This is a genomic window from Caballeronia sp. TF1N1 (assembly GCF_022878925.1).
Classification (GTDB): domain Bacteria; phylum Pseudomonadota; class Gammaproteobacteria; order Burkholderiales; family Burkholderiaceae; genus Caballeronia.
This window is the reverse complement of the sequence record NZ_CP084629.1, coordinates 505,319-522,308: the sequence shown is the minus strand read 5'-3', so window position 1 is coordinate 522,308 and position 16,990 is coordinate 505,319. Positions and strand designations below refer to the sequence as shown.

At 62.1% G+C, this 16,990-nt stretch carries 14 protein-coding genes and 1 pseudogene; 9 read left to right on the top strand and 6 right to left on the bottom strand.

All coding sequences use genetic code 11. The features are described 5' to 3' along the window. Positions 1-30 precede the first annotated feature (30 nt). Positions 31-2,400 carry a type VI secretion system Vgr family protein gene (locus LDZ28_RS28510; protein ID WP_244831111.1) on the bottom strand — a complete coding sequence of 790 codons (2,370 nt, stop codon included), beginning with the start codon at positions 2,398-2,400 and terminating at the stop codon, positions 31-33. A 218-nt stretch (positions 2,401-2,618) separates the two neighbouring features. On the opposite strand from LDZ28_RS28510, the gene LDZ28_RS28505 reads away from it, so the two are divergent. Then, positions 2,619-3,719 carry a LacI family DNA-binding transcriptional regulator gene (locus tag LDZ28_RS28505; protein ID WP_370652269.1) on the top strand — a complete coding sequence of 367 codons (1,101 nt, stop codon included), beginning with the start codon at positions 2,619-2,621 and terminating at the stop codon, positions 3,717-3,719. Between the two features lie 15 nt (positions 3,720-3,734). Here LDZ28_RS28505 and LDZ28_RS28500 read toward each other — a convergent pair whose 3' ends face one another. Then, positions 3,735-5,552: an IlvD/Edd family dehydratase gene (locus LDZ28_RS28500; RefSeq protein ID WP_244831110.1), complete on the bottom strand. Its 1,818-nt coding sequence runs from the start codon at positions 5,550-5,552 to the stop codon at positions 3,735-3,737. A gap of 214 nt (positions 5,553-5,766) precedes the next feature. Between LDZ28_RS28500 and LDZ28_RS28495 the strand changes: the two genes are divergently transcribed. From LDZ28_RS28495 to LDZ28_RS28485, 3 genes are all read left to right on the top strand, one after another. Further along, the gene (locus LDZ28_RS28495; RefSeq protein WP_244831109.1) at positions 5,767-7,155 is read left to right on the top strand and encodes an MFS transporter; all 1,389 of its coding nucleotides are present in this window, start codon (positions 5,767-5,769) and stop codon (positions 7,153-7,155) included. A 52-nt stretch (positions 7,156-7,207) separates the two neighbouring features. Continuing rightward, positions 7,208-7,663: a YaiI/YqxD family protein gene (locus tag LDZ28_RS28490; protein WP_244831108.1), complete on the top strand. Its 456-nt coding sequence runs from the start codon at positions 7,208-7,210 to the stop codon at positions 7,661-7,663. Between the two features lie 89 nt (positions 7,664-7,752). Beyond that, positions 7,753-7,890 carry a hypothetical protein gene (locus LDZ28_RS28485; protein ID WP_244831107.1) on the top strand — a complete coding sequence of 46 codons (138 nt, stop codon included), beginning with the start codon at positions 7,753-7,755 and terminating at the stop codon, positions 7,888-7,890. An 82-nt stretch (positions 7,891-7,972) separates the two neighbouring features. On the opposite strand, the pseudogene LDZ28_RS28480 reads toward LDZ28_RS28485, so the two are convergent. Together LDZ28_RS28480 and LDZ28_RS28475 are read right to left on the bottom strand one after the other, a co-directional pair. Continuing rightward, positions 7,973-9,013 (bottom strand): annotated as a pseudogene (locus LDZ28_RS28480) (aldo/keto reductase). 29 nt (positions 9,014-9,042) lie between these two features. Further along, complete coding sequence (locus tag LDZ28_RS28475; RefSeq protein ID WP_244831106.1) at positions 9,043-9,840, bottom strand: SDR family oxidoreductase; 798 nt, start codon at positions 9,838-9,840, stop codon at positions 9,043-9,045. A gap of 105 nt (positions 9,841-9,945) precedes the next feature. On the opposite strand from LDZ28_RS28475, the gene LDZ28_RS28470 reads away from it, so the two are divergent. Then, positions 9,946-10,494: a MarR family winged helix-turn-helix transcriptional regulator gene (locus tag LDZ28_RS28470; protein ID WP_244831105.1), complete on the top strand. Its 549-nt coding sequence runs from the start codon at positions 9,946-9,948 to the stop codon at positions 10,492-10,494. A 26-nt stretch (positions 10,495-10,520) separates the two neighbouring features. Here LDZ28_RS28470 and aqpZ read toward each other — a convergent pair whose 3' ends face one another. Beyond that, positions 10,521-11,252 carry an aquaporin Z gene (gene aqpZ, locus LDZ28_RS28465; RefSeq protein ID WP_244831104.1) on the bottom strand — a complete coding sequence of 244 codons (732 nt, stop codon included), beginning with the start codon at positions 11,250-11,252 and terminating at the stop codon, positions 10,521-10,523. Positions 11,253-11,645: 393 nt separating this feature from the next. Here aqpZ and LDZ28_RS28460 point away from each other — a divergent pair, with 393 nt between their 5' ends. Further along, positions 11,646-12,392, top strand: coding sequence for a glucose 1-dehydrogenase (locus LDZ28_RS28460; protein ID WP_244831103.1), 747 nt, complete (start codon positions 11,646-11,648; stop codon positions 12,390-12,392). A gap of 48 nt (positions 12,393-12,440) precedes the next feature. Here LDZ28_RS28460 and LDZ28_RS28455 read toward each other — a convergent pair whose 3' ends face one another. Then, positions 12,441-14,012, bottom strand: coding sequence for a sodium:alanine symporter family protein (locus tag LDZ28_RS28455; RefSeq protein WP_244831102.1), 1,572 nt, complete (start codon positions 14,010-14,012; stop codon positions 12,441-12,443). Positions 14,013-14,303: 291 nt separating this feature from the next. On the opposite strand from LDZ28_RS28455, the gene LDZ28_RS28450 reads away from it, so the two are divergent. Genes LDZ28_RS28450 through LDZ28_RS28440 form a run of 3 tightly spaced genes read left to right on the top strand, consistent with a single transcriptional unit; the run spans position 14,304 to position 16,988 of the window. After that, entirely contained in the window at positions 14,304-15,113 is an 810-nt protein-coding gene (locus tag LDZ28_RS28450) for a class II aldolase/adducin family protein (RefSeq protein WP_244831101.1), read from the top strand. Between the two features lie 31 nt (positions 15,114-15,144). Further along, a complete protein-coding gene (locus tag LDZ28_RS28445) occupies positions 15,145-16,149 on the top strand; it encodes an aliphatic sulfonate ABC transporter substrate-binding protein (RefSeq protein WP_244831100.1) in 1,005 nt (334 codons plus the stop codon). Positions 16,150-16,172: 23 nt separating this feature from the next. Then, entirely contained in the window at positions 16,173-16,988 is an 816-nt protein-coding gene (locus tag LDZ28_RS28440; protein ID WP_244831099.1) for an ABC transporter permease, read from the top strand. Positions 16,989-16,990 lie beyond the last annotated feature (2 nt).

Here is a 16,990-nt window from a genome sequence, read left to right as displayed (position 1 = left end):
CAAAAACGGAGGGCTGATAATCATGGCGCGTCAGTTCGTATGGGAGTACCGCTCATTGAGCGTCAGGTTGCTTTTTGGCAGGACTGGCAGCACTGCGGGCATGTTGTCGGGGCCAACGAACATGAACGAGCCCGCCTTGATGGCGAACGCACCAGGACAGTGGAATGTCATGTTGCCGTTCTCGATCACGAGCGAGGCCCCGCCGCTGTTGAGCGTGATTTTCGTCTTCGCGGCCACCTGGACGTCCGCGCTCTCGCTCGCAACGCGGAGCTGCTTCTGCGCGAACAGGTCCATGCCGTCCGTCAGTGCTGCGGCAGTCAGTTTCCCTTTTGCAGCCACCAGATTGATACCGAGCTTATGCGCGCATAGCGAAATCAGCTCGCCCGCCACCATGCGCAGACGTTTCGCCATGCTGACGTCCATGTCTCGGGCCGTCGCGATCAGGTTCTCGCCCGCCGAGTGCTGTATCGACTTCGGCGTCACGAATGCCATGCCGCCAGGGGCGCTCGCGAGCAGCCCCGCGTCGCGAAGCTGGTTCAGGCTGTCCTGGAGCGCCGCCTGCTTAGCCCGGTCGGCAGGATCGGCACCGGCCTGTGTCGTCGCCGCCGCAAGGTCCGTTACGCGCTGTAGCGCGGCCTTCAGTTGCGCGACGGCAGCAGGCATCTCCAAGTGCGGCGTATCAGCGCCAGCCGCCGCATCGGCCGAAAAGAACAGTCCTTTCGCTGCGCGCACGGTCCCCCACGCCTGGGTGGTCGCTTCAAAGCCCTCGCCTCGCGCGAGCTTTTTACTGTTGAGCAGATAGCCCTGATTGAACGCCGTCTGGCTGTAGACCGTGGCGATACGCGCGCTTTCCTTGCCTCGCAGATCATTGAAGACGACCTCGGCGCCGAGCAGCGGCGCGCGCCAGATTGCGTAACTGAACATCGCATCGGCGCCGTGCACCACGTCCGGATGCGAGTAGTCATGGAGCGCTCCCACGATATGCATGCGATCTACATCGGCATGCGCCGCACCAAGCAAAACCTCCGTGGACGGCAGCAAGGGCGAATGGAAGCCACCTTGATACGACGAAGACGGACGCAGCAGCCGCAGCTTCAGCAACTGCTTGTCAGTGTTAGCCGTTCCCTGCAGGAACTTCGGCAACACAGGATATCGGCCATGCTCGTCCATGCAGCCATAAGGCGACGAGTCAAACGTCGTGACGACGCCGACGACCGGTCCCTTCAGAAATCTCCAGTCGCGTTCATAAACGAAGTCGGGACGGTAGGCCAGATGCGCGGGCATCGCCTTGAAGCGGACATGCGCCGGTTTCGATCGGCTGCCCTTCATCGTCATCGACTCGACCACGAATCCATACGGAGCGCTCGCCAGCTTCGTATTGGTCAGCTTGACCACCACGCCAGGTGCCATGCCCTTCGCGTTGCTCTTGCCCGAAAGCTTTACCTGCTTTGCAATCTGCTCGTCGCGCCGCGTCTGTGCTCGCGACTCACCCTGCTGAGGCGTCAGATGAAATTCCGCGCTGCCGCTGATCCGCCCGAACACCGATTGGTCATTGGCCTCATTGGAAATGCTCGCGCTCGCCCGCAGCGGATCTTCCGGCGTGCGGTAATTGCGCTCCCACAACTCGATGGCGGCCGGCACCAGCGTACGCGTCTCGCTGACCGAGAGTGCAGCCTCATGCCAGTTGCTGTTCATGCCCGAGTCAGAGAGCAGGGGTACGTCGATCGAGCGCACGTACCCGCGCGGATTGTCCGTGAACACGAGCGTGTCGAGTTGACCATCCTTGCCTCGACCCTGCTTGTAAAACCAGCATATGCCTTGACGTCTTGCATGACGTGTCACGAAGGCCCACACGGACTCCTCGTACATCACAACCTGCTCCATCTTCTCTTGCGCGCCTTCCAGATGGAACTCGATATCGAAGGCATCGATGTTCTTCCGGTCGACCAGCAGTCGCGTCACCATCTCCTGAAAGGTGATGTCTTTGAATACCTCCGAGCCATGCACGCGCTTGCAGAGCGCGGCGAACCGAGGTTCGATCCGGAGTTTGTAGGTCGCCTCGTCGCGGCTCGCTTTGATGCGTTCGAAGCGCGTGACGATGCCATTGAAAGTGGCCGCCTCGTGATCGACAGGCGCGACATAATTCACCGACGGGACGGCTACTCGCTCGTCGATCTGCAAGCCCGCGCGCCGACCCACGCAGAGCTTGCCTTCGATATCGAGACGCGGCGAGGTAACGGTGACCTCCGCCTTGTAGTCATCGCATAATCCTGCTTTGACTTTGAACTTGAGCACGTCGAGCTCGAGCTCGAGCGTACCGACCCATATGCTCAAACGCTGGGTGAGTCGCGCGCTTGGATGCTGCAGCGCGTCCGTCAGTTTTTTCGTTACAGCATTCATTCGCATCCTGTTCAGTTGAACGCAACGAATGGAACCGTCGCGCCTGGAGCTTTTTAGCGCAGGAATTTAGGGCTGCAACAAAAGAACGTCAATCGATCGGCTGACAAATAGGAATAGTCTCAAGTAGCTAAGGTCACGCTCATCGTCTGAACGCGAACTTGCCCCCCACAAGCCGGTATGATTACCCCCATCGAATCATCACCGCGCAACGCCCCGGCATGACATCAGTCAACGACCCCACATCACCCACCGCCGCCCCCGTGCGCATGGCCGATGTCGCGCGTATCGCCGGGGTGTCGAAGATGTCGGTGTCGCGCGTTTTGACAGGCCAGCACGTCAGCGAAGAGACGCGCGCGCGAGTCATGGATGCCGTGCTCAAAACCGGCTATGTCGCCGATGCCATCGCGGGTGCGTTCTCTTCCGGCCGAACGAATGTCGTCGCGGTCATCGTGCCGTCGTTATCGAGTTCGAATTTCGCGGAGACCGTGCGCGGCATCAACGATGTCGTCGAGGCGCGCAGTCTGCGCCTCTTGCTCGCCAACACGGACTATCTGCTCGAAAGAGAAGAAGCGCTCATCCGCGCGCTCCTGAGTCATCAGCCGCGTGCCGTCGTCATCACGGGAGGTCAGCACACGTCCAAGGCGCGCGCCATGCTCAAACAGGCGCGCATTCCAGTGGTCGAAATCTGGGAGATTCCCGCGAAACCCGTGGATCGCGTCGTCGGCTTCTCCAACGCGGATGCGGCCGCCGCGATGATGCGCTATCTCTATGCGCGCGGCTATCGGCGCATTGGCTTCGTGAGCAGCGCATCGCACCTGGATTTGCGCGGCGTCGCGCGGCGCAATGGCTATCTCGGCGCCGTGAAGGAAGCGGGTCTGCACGACATCCGCGAAATCGCGCACACGGACTGGACCACGGACATGGCGCACGGCGCGGCCATGGGTCACGGCGGCGCGGCGCTCGAACAGATCCTCGACCGATGGCCCGATACCGACGCCATCATGTGCACGAGCGACATCCACGCGTTCGGCGTCATCATGGCGTGTCATCGGCGCGGTATGTCGGTGCCGCGCGATATCGCGGTGGCGGGCTTCGGCGACTTCGAAGTGTCGCGCCATTGCTATCCGACCATCACCACCGTATCCGTCGATGCCTACGGGATCGGTCACTCCACCGGCGAATCGCTGCTCGCCGCGCTCGACGAGTCCGAGACACCCAACGCGTCGCGGCGCGAAATCGCGCAGGCGCGTCCCGACCGGCAGGACGTGCCCACGCTCATGCGCGTGCCTTACGAAGTCATCCCGCGAGAAAGCGCGTAAAGACCTCGTTACGGCTCAGTGGTTGTGCCGCGACTCGCCGCGCGTCTCGATGATGTCCTGATAGCCGAGCGCCGGCTCAAGACATGCGCCGCTGCCCTGCTGCCCGACCATGCTGCGATAAATCTCTTCCCACGGCGTCTTGTTCTGCAACTCGATAGGCACGTACGCTTCGCGGCGCTGCGCCATTTCATCATCGCCGATCAGCACGTTGACCTTGTAGTTCTGCAGGTCGATTCTCAAGCGGTCGCCCGTCTTCAGCAGCGCGAGGTTGCCGCCCACCGCCGCTTCCGGCGATACGTTGAGAATCGAAGGCGTCGCGCAGGTTCCGCTTTGGCGGCCATCGCCCAGTGTCGGCAACTGCGTGATGCCTTGCTTGATGAGCGCGGCGGGCGGCTGCATGTTCACCACTTCCGCGCCGCCCGGATAACCCACCGGCCCGCAATTGCGAATCACCAGCACGGAACGTTCGTCGATCTCGAGCGCGGGGTCGTCGATACGCGCGTGATAATCCTCCGGTCCCTCGAAGACGATCGCCTTGCCTTCGAACACGTTCGGATGCTCGGGATCGGAGAGAAAGCGCTTGCGGAAGGCGTCGTCGATCACGCTGATCTTCATCACCGCGCTGTCGAACAGATTGCCGGAGAGCACGACGTAACCCGCCGCCGGCTTAAGCGGATCGTCATAGGCGCGAATCACTTCGCGATCCACGTCTGCGACGGCGGCCAGGTCTTCGCCGAGCGTCTTGCCCGTGACCGTACGCACGCTCGTGTCGAGCTTGCCTGCCGCCTGCAGTTCGCGCATGACGGCCGGCACGCCGCCTGCGCGATGGAACGCCTCACCGAGAAAGCGGCCAGCGGGCTGACAGTCCACCAGCAAGGGAATCTCGGGACCGAGGCGTTGCCAGTCATCCAGCGTGTGATCCACGCCCATGTGCCGCGCGATCGCGATCATGTGAATCGGACAATTCGACGATGCCCCGAGCGCCGCCGCCGCGACCACGGCGTTTTCGAACGCGCCCTTGGTCATGATGTCCGAAGGCCGCAGATTCTCGTGCACCATGCCGACAATGCGCTGCCCCGTGCGATACGCCACCCAGCCGCGTTCGCGATGCGGCCCGGGAATCGCGGCGCAACCGGGCAAGGACATGCCGAGCGCTTCGGCGAGCGAATTCATCGACAACGCCGTGCCCATGGTGTTGCAATGCCCGACCGAAGGCGCGGACGACGACACTTCGTCCATGAACGTCTCATAGTCGATCTCGCCGATGGCGTGACGCTTGCGCGCGTCCCAGATGATGGTGCCCGAGCCCGCGAGCTTGCCCTTCCACCAGCCGTCGAGCATGGGACCGCCCGACAGCACGATAGCCGGAATGTTGACGGTCGCCGCGGCCATCAGACACGCGGGCGTGGTCTTGTCGCAACCGGTGGTGAGCACCACGCCATCGAGCGGATAGCCGTGCAGGATTTCGACGAGCCCGAGATACGCGAGATTGCGGTCGAGCGCGGCGGTCGGGCGCTTGCCGGTTTCCTGGATCGGATGCACGGGGAATTCGAGTGGAATGCCGCCTGCATCGCGGATGCCGTCGCGCACGCGCGTCGCCAGTTCCAGATGATGCCGGTTGCAGGGCGCGAGATCGGAGCCCGTCTGTGCAATGCCGATGATCGGCTTACCCGACTGCAATTCCTCGCGCGTGATGCCGTAGTTCATATAGCGCTCGAGATAGAGCGCGGTCATGCCGGGGTTCGAGGGATCGTCGAACCAGCGGCGGCTGCGCAGGCGCTTCTTGTTCTGCGCGTCTTCGGATTGGGGAGCTGAGTTATTCGTTGGTGTCATGACAGTACTCGCGATACGTTAACGACGGGGTTCCAGCCTACGCGCATCCGGGCAAATGCCCATTAGCGCTTTCTTGTAGATCGGCATCCCTCCATGTTAGATTTTGTTGACGGTTACCGATAACCGGGTTTATCCGAAGGCGGCGGTTTTCGTCCGGCTTTCAGATCGAGTGTCGTCAGAGAGACACCGCGCAGGAATCAGGAGACACGAGAAGATGACGTCCCACCACGATGCGTTGGCGCATGCCGGCGCGCTTCCGCTCGATCGTCCTTCCGACGGCGCTTCCGCGCCCGTTTCCGCGAGGCAGCTTCGGCGCGCGATTCTCACGAGCGCCGTCGGCAGCGCGCTCGAATACTACGACTTCGCTATCTTCGGGCTGGCCACGGCATTGATCTTCAGCCGCGTGTTCTTTTCCACGCTCGACGCGAGCGCAGGTCTGCTCGCGAGCTTCGCGACCTACGGCGTGGGCTTTCTCGCGCGTCCGCTCGGCGGCTTGTTCTTCGGCTCGCTCGGCGATAGGAAAGGCCGAAAGTTCGTCCTCTTGCTGACCATCGCGATCATGGGCGTATCCACGACGCTCGTCGGCTTGCTGCCCGCCGGTCCGCTCGGCGCGGTCGGGCTCGTCTTGCTGCGCCTCACGCAAGGATTCGGCGCCGGCGCGGAACAGGCGGGCGCATCCACCTTGATGGCCGAAGTCGCGCCCGTGAAGACGCGTGGCTTCTTCGCGGCGCTTCCGTTCGTCGGCATCTTCGCGGGCTTCGGCATTGCGACGGCGACGTTCAGCATCATGCAGCACTCGATGGATCAGGCCACGCTCCTCGCCTGGGGCTGGCGCATTCCGTTCCTCGCGAGCGTCGTGCTGATCGGCGTCGCCATCTGGATACGCTTGCGTCTGCGCGAAAGCCCGACCTTCGCCGCGCTCGAAGGCGGACACAAGGTCGCGCGTTCGCCGATGCGGCTCGTCATCAAGGACGCGCGCCGCACCGTCGTCGCGGCCGTGCTGATGCGGCTTGCGGAACAAGGCGGCTCGACCATCTATACGACCATCGTGATCGCGTTCCTCAGCGGCACCGTGGCGGCGCGGCACGGCGTGCCGCCAGCGGAACTGGCGCGCGTGGGCACGAGCGGCGCGCTTATCGCCACTTTGTCGAGCGTGATTACCACACCGCTTTTCGGGGCGTTGTCGGATCGGCTCGGGCGCAAGACGGTGTATCGCGGCGGCGCGATCTTCATGCTGCTCTGGGCGTTCCCCGCGTGGTGGATGGTGAGCACCGGCAGCTTCTGGTGGGTCGCGCTCGCGATGTTCGGCGGGCTCGCCATCGGCGCAAACAGCATGCTCGGGGCGCAGTGCGCGCATTTCGCGGAACTCTTCGGCAATCGCTATCGGTATTCGGGCGTGGCCTTGTCGCGCGAGATCGGCGCGGTGTTGTCGGGCGGACTCGCGCCAATTCTCGGCATCTATATGATTGGCCGCGCGGGCGGCGGCTTCTGGGTCATGGGCGCATACACCGCCGTGTTGTCGGCGCTCACGCTCGTCGGCGTCGCCATGTCCACCGAGACCCGTGGCCGCGATCTCACCGACTTGCGCGACGCCGTTCGTTGAGCGTTGGCATCGGGAGTATGATCGGCGTCTTCCTTCGAGCGGACGCCAGTCAATGGAAATTTTCGTCGATGCCGACGCCTGCCCTGCCATCGTCAAGGACATTCTGTTCCGCGCCGGGCCGCGCGTGGAAGTACGCGTGACGCTCGTCGCCAATCAATTTTTGCGCACGCCCGCGTCGCCGTGGCTGCGCGCCATTCAAGTCCCTGCGGGCTTCGACGTCGCGGATAAGCGCATCGTCGAAATGGCGCAAGCCGGCGATCTCGTCATCACCGCGGACATTCCGCTTGCGGCCGCCGCGCTCGCGAAAGGCGCGCATGTGCTCGACCCGCGCGGAGAATGGATGAACGCGGAAAATATCGAGGAGCGACTCTCCATTCGCGCGATGATGGATCAGTTGCGCAGTTCCGGCGTGCAGACCGGCGGCCCGCCGCCCTACGCTCCGCGCGATGGCAAGAAGTTCGCGGGCGAACTGGACAGATTTTTCGCGAAGCGGTCCGCCACAAAGTAATCTTGTTGCGCAAAACGCATCACATAACGTAATCGTAAAGTTCGGTTGATACGATGGCGCCTCCTCTCAATCCCCTGATAATCGACGTCATGAAGAAAGCTGTTTTCGCCGCACTGCTGGCCGCCACCACGTTCCTTTCCGTTACCACCGCTTTCGCGGCCCCCCACCATCATGCCGAGTGCCACAAGGTGCGCGTGCATCATCATTGGGAACGCCACTGCAAGTAACGGCTGCCTCGTGCGGTCTTTGAAAAGCCTCGCTTAATGCGAGGCTTTTTGTTTTTTGGGGCCGAGGCTCGCCCCCTTTTCTTCATCGAACAGGCGTCAGCGGATAATCCAGCAAATCCGCCTTGCCGCCCGCCAGCCGGCTGCGCGTTCTCTCCGCGTTCACCACGTCATGCGGAAAACCGAGCGGCGTGGCGCTTGCCGCATCCAGACGCGCGAGCTGCTCCGCACTAAGCGAGACCGCGAGCGCACCGAGGTTGTCGTCCAGCTGCTTCAAGGTACGCGGTCCGATGATCGGCAACACGCCCTTCGAGAGCACCCACGCAATCGCCACCTGCGCCGCCGATACACCCAGCTCATTGGCGATGGCGAGAACCGCGTCGACCGTGGCGGTCTTGCGCGCGTCGCTTTCGTCGTGTATCACGACACCGAGTCCTTGCTTGCGCCCCGTCTCGCCTTGCCGATACTTACCGCTCAGAAGCCCGCCTCCGAGCGGCGACCAGGCCACCGTGCCAAGACCGAAAGCCGCGGCCATTGGCAGCAACTCGCGTTCGACGGTGCGCTCGACCAGGCTGTACTCGATCTGCAACGCGCTGATCGGCGCCCAACCGCGCATCTCGGCGATCGTCGCCGCCGTCGCGACGCGTCAGGCGGGAAAGTCCGATAGCCCCGCATAGAGGATCTTGCCGGCGCGCACGAGGTCGTCGAGCCCGCGCGCGATCTCCTCGCTTGGCGTCACGCCGTCGGGCATGTGCACCCAGAGAAGATCGATGCGATCGGTATCGAGCCGTTTCAGGCTTGCGTCGACCGCCTGCACCATCGCCTTGCGGCTGTTGCCGGTGCGCTGCAGACCCGCGTCCGGCGACGCCCCGAGCGAGAATTTGCTCGCGAGCACGATGTCCTCGCGCTCCGCCTTGATGAACTCGGCGAGGATGGTTTCGCTATCGCCGAACTGATAGCTGTCGGCGGTATCGATGAAATTGCCGCCTGCCGCACGATACGTATCGAAGACCGTCTTCGCTTCGTCGCGCTCCGAGCCGTATCCCCAACCGGTGCCGAAGTTGCCCGTGCCCAGAGCCAGCGACGATACCTTCAGCCCCGTACTTCCGAAAATGCGATAACGCATGTCGATCTGCTCCTCTCCGTTTCCGGCGATCAGGCGCGATAGCGCGGCGCGGCGGTGCCGTTCTGCGATGCGCGGAATAGCGTTTGACGCGCTTCTTCGAAGCTGTGCAACAACTGCGCGTCGTGTACCGACGGCATGGTGATGGCTTCACCCTGATCGAAACCTTCGAGCGCGGCATCGACCATGTCTTCGGTGCGCATGACCGTGCCCGCCGCCAGCGAGTCGAGCGGCACGCCCGATTCGTCCCAGATTTCCGTGGCCGTCGCTGCGGGCAGCACCGCTTGCACCTTCACGCCGGTGTTCGCGAGTTCCAGTTGCAAGCCGCGCGTGTAGTTCAGAACGAAGCCCTTCGTGCCGCTATAAACAGCGCTGACCGGCAAGGTGTCGAGCGCCAGCACCGAAGCAATGTTGATGATCGCGCCTTCGTTGCGCGCGACGAAACCGGGCACCACGGCTTGCGTCAGACGAACGAGCGCGGTGATATTGAGCGCGATCTGCGTGGCCGTATCCGCCACCGATGACTGCGCCACCGGCCGCAACCGCGCGAGTCCCGCGTTATTGACGAGCACGTGGATGTTCGCTTCGGCCGCGATGCGCTGCTCGACGCGTTGCAGATCCGCCTCGCTGGTCAGGTCTGCGACGACCGTCTCGACGTTCACGCCATGCGCGCCGCCAATCTCGCTCGCCAGTTCGCGCAGACGGTCGGCGCGACGCGCGACCAGCCACAGATCGTAGCCGCGCGCGGCCAGACGTTGCGCATACACCGCGCCGATACCCGACGACGCGCCCGTGACAACCGCAATCTTGCGGGATGCTTGATTCACCATGACTTCTCCCTGACGAAGGAATAAACTGGAGTTAGTTGAGGGCTCAAGTATATGTGTATTTGCCCGAAGCTTGTCAAGCGCGAGGCAATCAACCATCCTATGCGTATGGAAAAGAAAGCTACATCTAAGGCACGAACGAAGCGTGCCGAGTCCGTCCCGACTATCGAGTCCGATGCCGCTGACGTGTTTGCACCGCTCGCCTGCACGAACACGGCGCTGCGCCGGGCATCGCGTCGACTGAGCCAGCTTTATGACGAGGCGCTCGCGCCGCTCGACATGAAGGCGACGCAAATGGCGCTGCTCTCGCAGATCGATCGATACTGCAAGGAGCACGCGAGCGAAGGACCGTCCCTGCAGGAACTGGCGTCGCGGCTCGGCATACAGGTGTCGGCGGTGACGCATGCCATGCGTCCGCTCGTGCGTGACGAACTGCTGGAATTACGCGCGGATGCCGAGGACAAGCGCTCGAAGCGCTGCGTGCTCACGGCGTTGGGCAGAAAGCAATTGAAGGCCGCGCTTGCGTATTGGGTGGCTGCGAACCGGCGCGTGGATCGCGTGCTCGGAGCGGGCGCTGCGGCGACGTTGCGGACGCTTGCGGACAAGGTCGCATCGGATGATTTCTTCGAGGCTTATCAGGCCGACAGCGCGCGGTAGCTTCACCGCGCGCCTGGGGCTTGGCGTCAACTCACCTTGCGGCCCACGATAGGCGCGGTGGGCGACAACGACCCGGACATCGCCGGATAGATCAGGCCCGCGAATATCGCGCCCACTATCGGCGCCACCCAGAACATCCAAAGTTGCTGGATTGCCCACATGCCCGCGAAAAGCGCGGGACCGGTCGAGCGCGCCGGGTTGACCGAGGTGTTGGTCACCGGAATGCTTACCAGATGAATGAGCGTAAGGCAGAGTCCGATGGCGATCGGCGCGAAGCCGACCGGCGCGCGCTCATGCGTGGCCGCGAGAATGACGAACACGAACATGAACGTCATCACGACTTCGGACACGAGTCCCGCGCCTAGCGTGTACTTGCCGGGTGAATGATCGCCGTATCCGTTGGCGGCGAATCCCGCGAAGCGGTCGAAGTCCGGCGCACCCGCTGCGACATATGCGAGCACGGCCGCGCCCGCTATGGCGCCAAGCACCTGAGCGACGATATAAGGACCGACATCGCGCGCGGGAAAACGGCCCGCAACCGTCAGGCCGATTGTGACAGCGGGATTAACATGGCATCCGGAGATGGGACCGACGGCATAGGCCATCGTGAGAAGGCTCAGTCCGAACGCGAGCGACACACCAAGGAGCCCGATTCCAACAGTCGAGAATTTTGCCGCGATGATCGCGCTGCCGCATCCGCCCACCACCAGCCAGAACGTTCCGACGAACTCCGCTAACATTCGATTCTGTAGAGGCATGTCCTTTCTCCGCAGGTTAGTCGCAGTTTACTAAGTAATACCAATCTATCTGAAGTATGTGGTGCCGCTGTTGAATAAGCAGCCGCCGAGATCGCACCTTCTGTGCTCCTTAAGAGTATGCGAAAGTACGCCGATTGCTAGCCGGATGTTTCAGAATCGGTAATGCTCGCCATTGGGCCCCTTCACCTCTGAAGAATGCGCAAGCCGCGTGGTAATTCATCGTTCAATGAATAACCAGCGTCCGATTGTTCGTTAAATCCCGCAAATCAATTCGTCATATCGGGCTTTTTCAAGATGCCGCTCACGGATACATTGCTTCTCAACGCAAGCCGGCCTGAACCTGATTCAACGCCGGCTTAACTTTCAGCGAATCATCGATAAAGGAAGACAGACATGGGCAAGCTCACCGGCAAGGTTGCAGTCGTAACGGGTGCATCGAAGGGAATTGGCGCGGCAATCGCCAAGGCGCTCGCGGCAGAAGGCGCTTCCGTGGTCGTGAATTACGCAAGCAGCAAGGCGGGCGCAGATGAAGTGGTCGCGGCCATCACCGCGGCAAACGGCAAGGCGACCGCAGTGGGCGGCGATGTGTCGAAGTCGGCGGATGCGCAAGGAATCGTCAATGCCGCCGTCGAAACCTACGGACGGCTGGATATCCTCGTGAACAACTCGGGCGTGTACGAGTTCGCACCGGTCGAGGAAATCACCGAGGAGCATTACCATAAGCAGTTCAACGTGAACGTGCTCGGTGTGCTGCTGACGACCAAGTTCGCTGCGGCGCACCTCGGCGAAGGCGGAAGCATCATCAACGTGAGTTCGGTCGTGTCGCGTATCACGCCGCCGCAAAGCGCGGTTTATAGCGGCACGAAAGGCGCGGTCGATGCCATTACCGGTTCCCTCGCCCGTGAACTCGGCCCGAAGAAGATCCGCGTGAACTCCATCAACCCCGGCATGATCGTGACAGAAGGCACGCAGAGCAACGGTATCATCGGCTCTGACTTCGAGACTCAGATCGTCGCTCAAACGCCGCTTGGCCGCGTTGGCCGCCCGGACGATATCGCGACGATCGCGGTATTCCTGGCCTCGGATGATTCGAAGTGGATCACCGGCGAGCAACTGATCGCCAGCGGCGGTATGCGTTAAGTTGAGCGGTAACGGGTCCTCGCGAGAGGACCTTCGATCACGCCGCCGTCAGCGGGTTGTCTGCTGCGGCGGCGTGGCGCTTTTCCGATCGTCCAGCCAATATTCTGTCTTCACGCCAATGTTCGCCGAGACGAACCTCCCGCCGCTTCCCTTCCGATAATCCGCCAGCGCGCGATACACGAGCCGTTGCCCAGCCAGCACGATTGGAACGTTGAGCAGCACCATGACGATATTCATCAGGTCCGACAACGCCCACAAGTTTGGCAATTCGAGGCCCGCGAGCACCGTCAACGCGCCGAACGGCACGAACACAAGCGAGCCGACGACTCTTATTCCCACGATGAACGCGCGCCCACGCGAGATGAAATTCGCGGAAATCTCCGCGAACGAGATCATGCCGAGCAACGTGGTGAACGCGAAAAGGCCGTAGCACAGACACATCACGATGCGGATCACGTGGCCCACCGACTCAGGCACCAGCGTCTGCACGGAAGCCAGATAAACCGTGATCTTCGATGCCCTCACCGATTCCCACGCCTGACCATCGACCGTGCCGGTCCACACGTGCGCCATCACGACGATGAAGCCCGTCATCGTGCAGATGACCATGGTGTCGAAGAACACGCCCAGGCTTTGCACGAAACCCTGTTCGCACGGGTGATCGTTATCGGCAATGGCGGCCGCCATCGTAATGGTGCCCTGTCCTGCTTCGTTCGACATCAGCCCGCGCTTCACGCCCTGCGCGAGCGCCGTGCCAATAGCGCCGCCGAACAATGCATGCGGCGCGAACGCCCCGACCACCACTTCGCGAAAGAAGTACGGAATGAGCGGCAGATTAATGAGGATGATAACGAGCGACATCAGGCAGAAGAGCGCGGCCTTGATCGGCACGAGTACATCGGTATAAGCCGTGACTCGCCGAATGCCGCCCATGATGATGAACGAACACGCGACGATCAATCCGCCCGCAATGAAGTAATACACCGCCGATTGCCGCGCGAGATGCGTGCCGGCGACGGTATCGGCAATCGGGCCTATCGCGGTGAACACGTTGAACGTTTGCGGCGGCACGTTGAAAAGCGCATAGACGATAAACACGAGCGACAGAAACGTGCCGACAATTCGCCGGTCGCCGAGAATGCGGCGTCCATAAAACGGCAAGCCGCCGACGAACTCGTTCTGCTTTCTCTCCTTGAAGAGTTGCGCCAGTGTGGATTCCATGAAAGCGGTCGCCATGCCGAAGAACGCCGCGACCCACATCCAGAATAATGCGCCTGGTCCGCCGACGGAAATCGCGCCCGTGATGCCGACAATATTTCCCGGTCCCGCGCGCATCGCGAGTCCCAGCATGAACGATGCAAGCGCGCTTACGCCCGTGCTCGATGTCTGCCGGCGCAACATGATACGCACGATCTTGCGCATGTTCATGGTCTGGACAAAGCGCGTGCGAATGGAGAAGTAAATGCCGACGCCCACCAGCAGCAGTATTGCGAAGGGGAACTGTCCGAGAACCGGAATCTGTGAATAAGCTTTGAAGTTGGTGGGAAAGTCCCAGAGAAAATCGGAAATGGGCGCGATGAATGCGAAGAACGCATTCACGGATTGGAAAAGATTTTCCACGCAGGCTTATCCTTTGTTGCTGCGACCTGTCCTGAAGGACGGTCGAATTGCAAAAATCTGGCTGATTGCGAGAGCATTGGTGCGACCGGCTACGGGCGCGGGCGCTCATTATACTGTCAGGCCGCGTCTCAAATAGTCCTGCATTCACGCGCGATTATTTACAAAGCTGTCCCCATCGCATAACTAATCAAGCCGCGCGCTCAATAGCGAATCACCTTTCGATGTTTGTTCGCGCATCTGCACGCCAGCAGAATGCTCTTCTCCATCGAATGCAAGGAAAGGTGGACTGCAATGGCCGAAGCGGACAGCGCGACGCTCGTGGATATCGCGGAAATCGCGGAAATCGAACGATTCGAACAGACAGGACGCATCGATCTTGCGGCCGCGCATCGCGCAGCGGTCATGCACGATCTGCACGAAGGCATCGCCAATCACTTTTCGCTGTCGCTGCCCGATCCGCGCGGGCGCTTTCTCGTCGCGCCATTCGGTTTGCATTGGTCCGAAGTCAAGGCCAGCGATTTTCTCACGCTCGATTACGACGCCAACCGCATTGCCGGAGAAGGCGTGGTGGAGCAATCGGCGCTATGCATTCACCTGCCGATCCATCAGGCAGATCCAGTTCGTCATGCCGCCGTGCTGCATACGCATATGCCCTATACGACCGCGCTCACGCGTCTTGCGGATCAGCGGCTGTTGCCTATCGGCCAGGCGGAATTGCTGCTGCTCAAGCACATTGCCTACGACGACGAATACACCGGGCTAGCCTACGACATCGAGGAAGGGCGGCGTCTTGCCGACCGTCTCGGCGACAAGAGCATCTTGTTCCTGGCGAATCATGGCGTGATCGTCACGGGGCGCAGCGTGTCGCAGGCGTATGACCGTCTTTATCTGCTCGAACGCGCGGCGCGCTTTCAGGTGCTCGCGTATTCAACCGGCAAACCGCTGCGGCTTTTATCGCAAGAGCAGCAGGAAAAGGTGCATCGCCAATACACGGAAGCGGCAAAGGAAGGCGCGGCTTGGTCCGGCAAGCCCTACCACGTGCTGCATTTCGAAGCGCTCAAGCGTCTGCTCGATCAGCGCAATCCCGGTTACGCCCTCTGACTTCCCGCCACTCTTCTGCCGACATATACACGTGACCGACCAATCGACCAACACCGTTTTATCCGACGACACTCCCGGCTCTTCGACTCGCCGCAAGCTGATTCTCGGCGGCCTCGCCACGGCGGCGGGCTTCATGATAGGCACGTCCGCGCGCGCGGCTCCGGTGCTGCGCGTGGGCGACATGAATTCCATCGGCTGGAAAGCCTTCCTCGAAGCCTCCGGCGAAGCGAAGAATCTGCCGTACGAAATCGAGTGGAGCAAGTTTCCCGCAGGCCAGCCGGAATTGCAGGCCTTCAACGCCGACGCACTCGATGTCGGTCAGACCGGCGACAGCGTGTTCCTCTTTGCATATGCGGCGGGTTGCCCGGCGCGCGCGGTCAGCGCCATTACCTTCGCGCCGAGCTTCATTCCGCTGCTCGCGCAACGCGACTCGGGCATCCGCAAGGTCGCGGACCTGAAGGGCAAGAAGCTCGCGGTCAATGCAGGCGGCGGGCCGCAACTGATGGCTTACGGTCTCATCGAAAAGGCGGGGTTGAAGCGAGAAGACGTGAACCTCGTGTTCCTCGATCCCGGTGCCGCGAAGCCCGCATTTGCCGCCGGCGCCGTCGATGCGTGGCTCACCTGGGCGCCATATTCGACGCTTGCGATCCAGCAGAACGGCGCGTATCCCATCGCCGATCTGCGCGACGTCGACTATCTCTATAGCGGCAACAACTTTCTACTCGTGCATGAGAAAGCGGCGCGGGACAAGCGCGATGCGATCCGCGACTTCCTCGCTCGCAGCGAGCGCGCGCAACGTTGGGCGCTCGCCAATGTCGATGCGGCCGCCGCCGCGCTCGTGAAGGACACGCATCTCGATCCCGCCACCGCGAAGTCCTTGCTCGCCGAGTACAAGCCGACGCCCGCGCCGCTCGATTCCAACGTGCGCAACGCGCTTCAGCACGCCGCTGACGGTTTCTATCGCTACGGCATGATCAAGCAGTCGATCGGCAACGTGAGCACGGCCTTCGACGGCCAGCTCGCGACGCGGGCATGAACACTTTCCGAAGGAGCCGTCTCATGTCGCATCCAACACTTGCCGTCGAAGGCCAAGCCGCGCCCGCGCCGCGACGCGCCGCCGTATTGCGCTGGCGGCGGCTCGTCGTGCCGGTGGCGTTGTTGTCGGCATGGCAACTGGCGTCGTCAACCGGGTTCGTCAACGAACGGCGCTTCTCGTCGCCCGCGCAGATTGCCACGACGCTCTGGGAACTCGCAGCCAGCGGCGAACTCGGCACGCATCTACTTGCGTCGCTGGCGCGTGCGGGAAGCGGGCTTGCCATCGGCCTCACGCTCGGTGTCGCGCTTGCGCTCGTTAGCGGTCTCTCGCGCCGTGGCGAGGATTCCGTCGATGCCCTTTTGCAAATGACGCGCACCTTGCCGCATCTGGCGCTCGTGCCGCTGTTCATCCTGTGGTTCGGTATCGGCGAGACACCGAAGATCGCGCTCGTCGCGCTGGGCTGTCTGATACCGGTCTACCTCAATCTGTTCGCGGGTATCCGCAGCGTCGATGCCAAGATCGTCGAGATGGCGAGCACGCTCGGCCTCACACGTGCCGAGCAGATTCGCCATATCGTGCTGCCGGGCGCATTGCCTTCGTTTCTCGTCGGCTTGCGCTATTCGCTGAGCATTGCGTGGCTCTCGCTCGTGGTGGGCGAGCAGATCAACGCGTCGAGCGGGATCGGCTATCTCGCGATCACGGCGCAGAACTACATGCGTACCGACATCATTATGGCGTGTCTCCTGATCTATGCACTGCTCGGACTCGTCACCGATGCCCTCGTGCGCGGCGCCGAAAAACGTCTGCTTGCATGGCGGCCATCCACGATCAAGGACTGAGC

Excerpts from the sequence above, each read along its gene's own strand:
- LDZ28_RS28510 (WP_244831111.1), bottom strand. The coding sequence starts at position 2,400 with ATGAATGCTGTAACGAAAAAACTGACGGACGCGCTGCAGCATCCAAGC.
- LDZ28_RS28505 (WP_370652269.1), top strand. The coding sequence starts at position 2,619 with ATGACATCAGTCAACGACCCCACATCACCCACCGCCGCCCCCGTGCGC.
- LDZ28_RS28500 (WP_244831110.1), bottom strand. The coding sequence starts at position 5,552 with ATGACACCAACGAATAACTCAGCTCCCCAATCCGAAGACGCGCAGAAC.
- LDZ28_RS28495 (WP_244831109.1), top strand. The coding sequence starts at position 5,767 with ATGACGTCCCACCACGATGCGTTGGCGCATGCCGGCGCGCTTCCGCTC.
- LDZ28_RS28490 (WP_244831108.1), top strand. The coding sequence starts at position 7,208 with ATGGAAATTTTCGTCGATGCCGACGCCTGCCCTGCCATCGTCAAGGAC.
- LDZ28_RS28485 (WP_244831107.1), top strand. The coding sequence starts at position 7,753 with ATGAAGAAAGCTGTTTTCGCCGCACTGCTGGCCGCCACCACGTTCCTT.
- LDZ28_RS28475 (WP_244831106.1), bottom strand. The coding sequence starts at position 9,840 with ATGGTGAATCAAGCATCCCGCAAGATTGCGGTTGTCACGGGCGCGTCG.
- LDZ28_RS28470 (WP_244831105.1), top strand. The coding sequence starts at position 9,946 with ATGGAAAAGAAAGCTACATCTAAGGCACGAACGAAGCGTGCCGAGTCC.
- aqpZ (WP_244831104.1), bottom strand. The coding sequence starts at position 11,252 with ATGCCTCTACAGAATCGAATGTTAGCGGAGTTCGTCGGAACGTTCTGG.
- LDZ28_RS28460 (WP_244831103.1), top strand. The coding sequence starts at position 11,646 with ATGGGCAAGCTCACCGGCAAGGTTGCAGTCGTAACGGGTGCATCGAAG.
- LDZ28_RS28450 (WP_244831101.1), top strand. The coding sequence starts at position 14,304 with ATGGCCGAAGCGGACAGCGCGACGCTCGTGGATATCGCGGAAATCGCG.
- LDZ28_RS28440 (WP_244831099.1), top strand. The coding sequence starts at position 16,173 with ATGTCGCATCCAACACTTGCCGTCGAAGGCCAAGCCGCGCCCGCGCCG.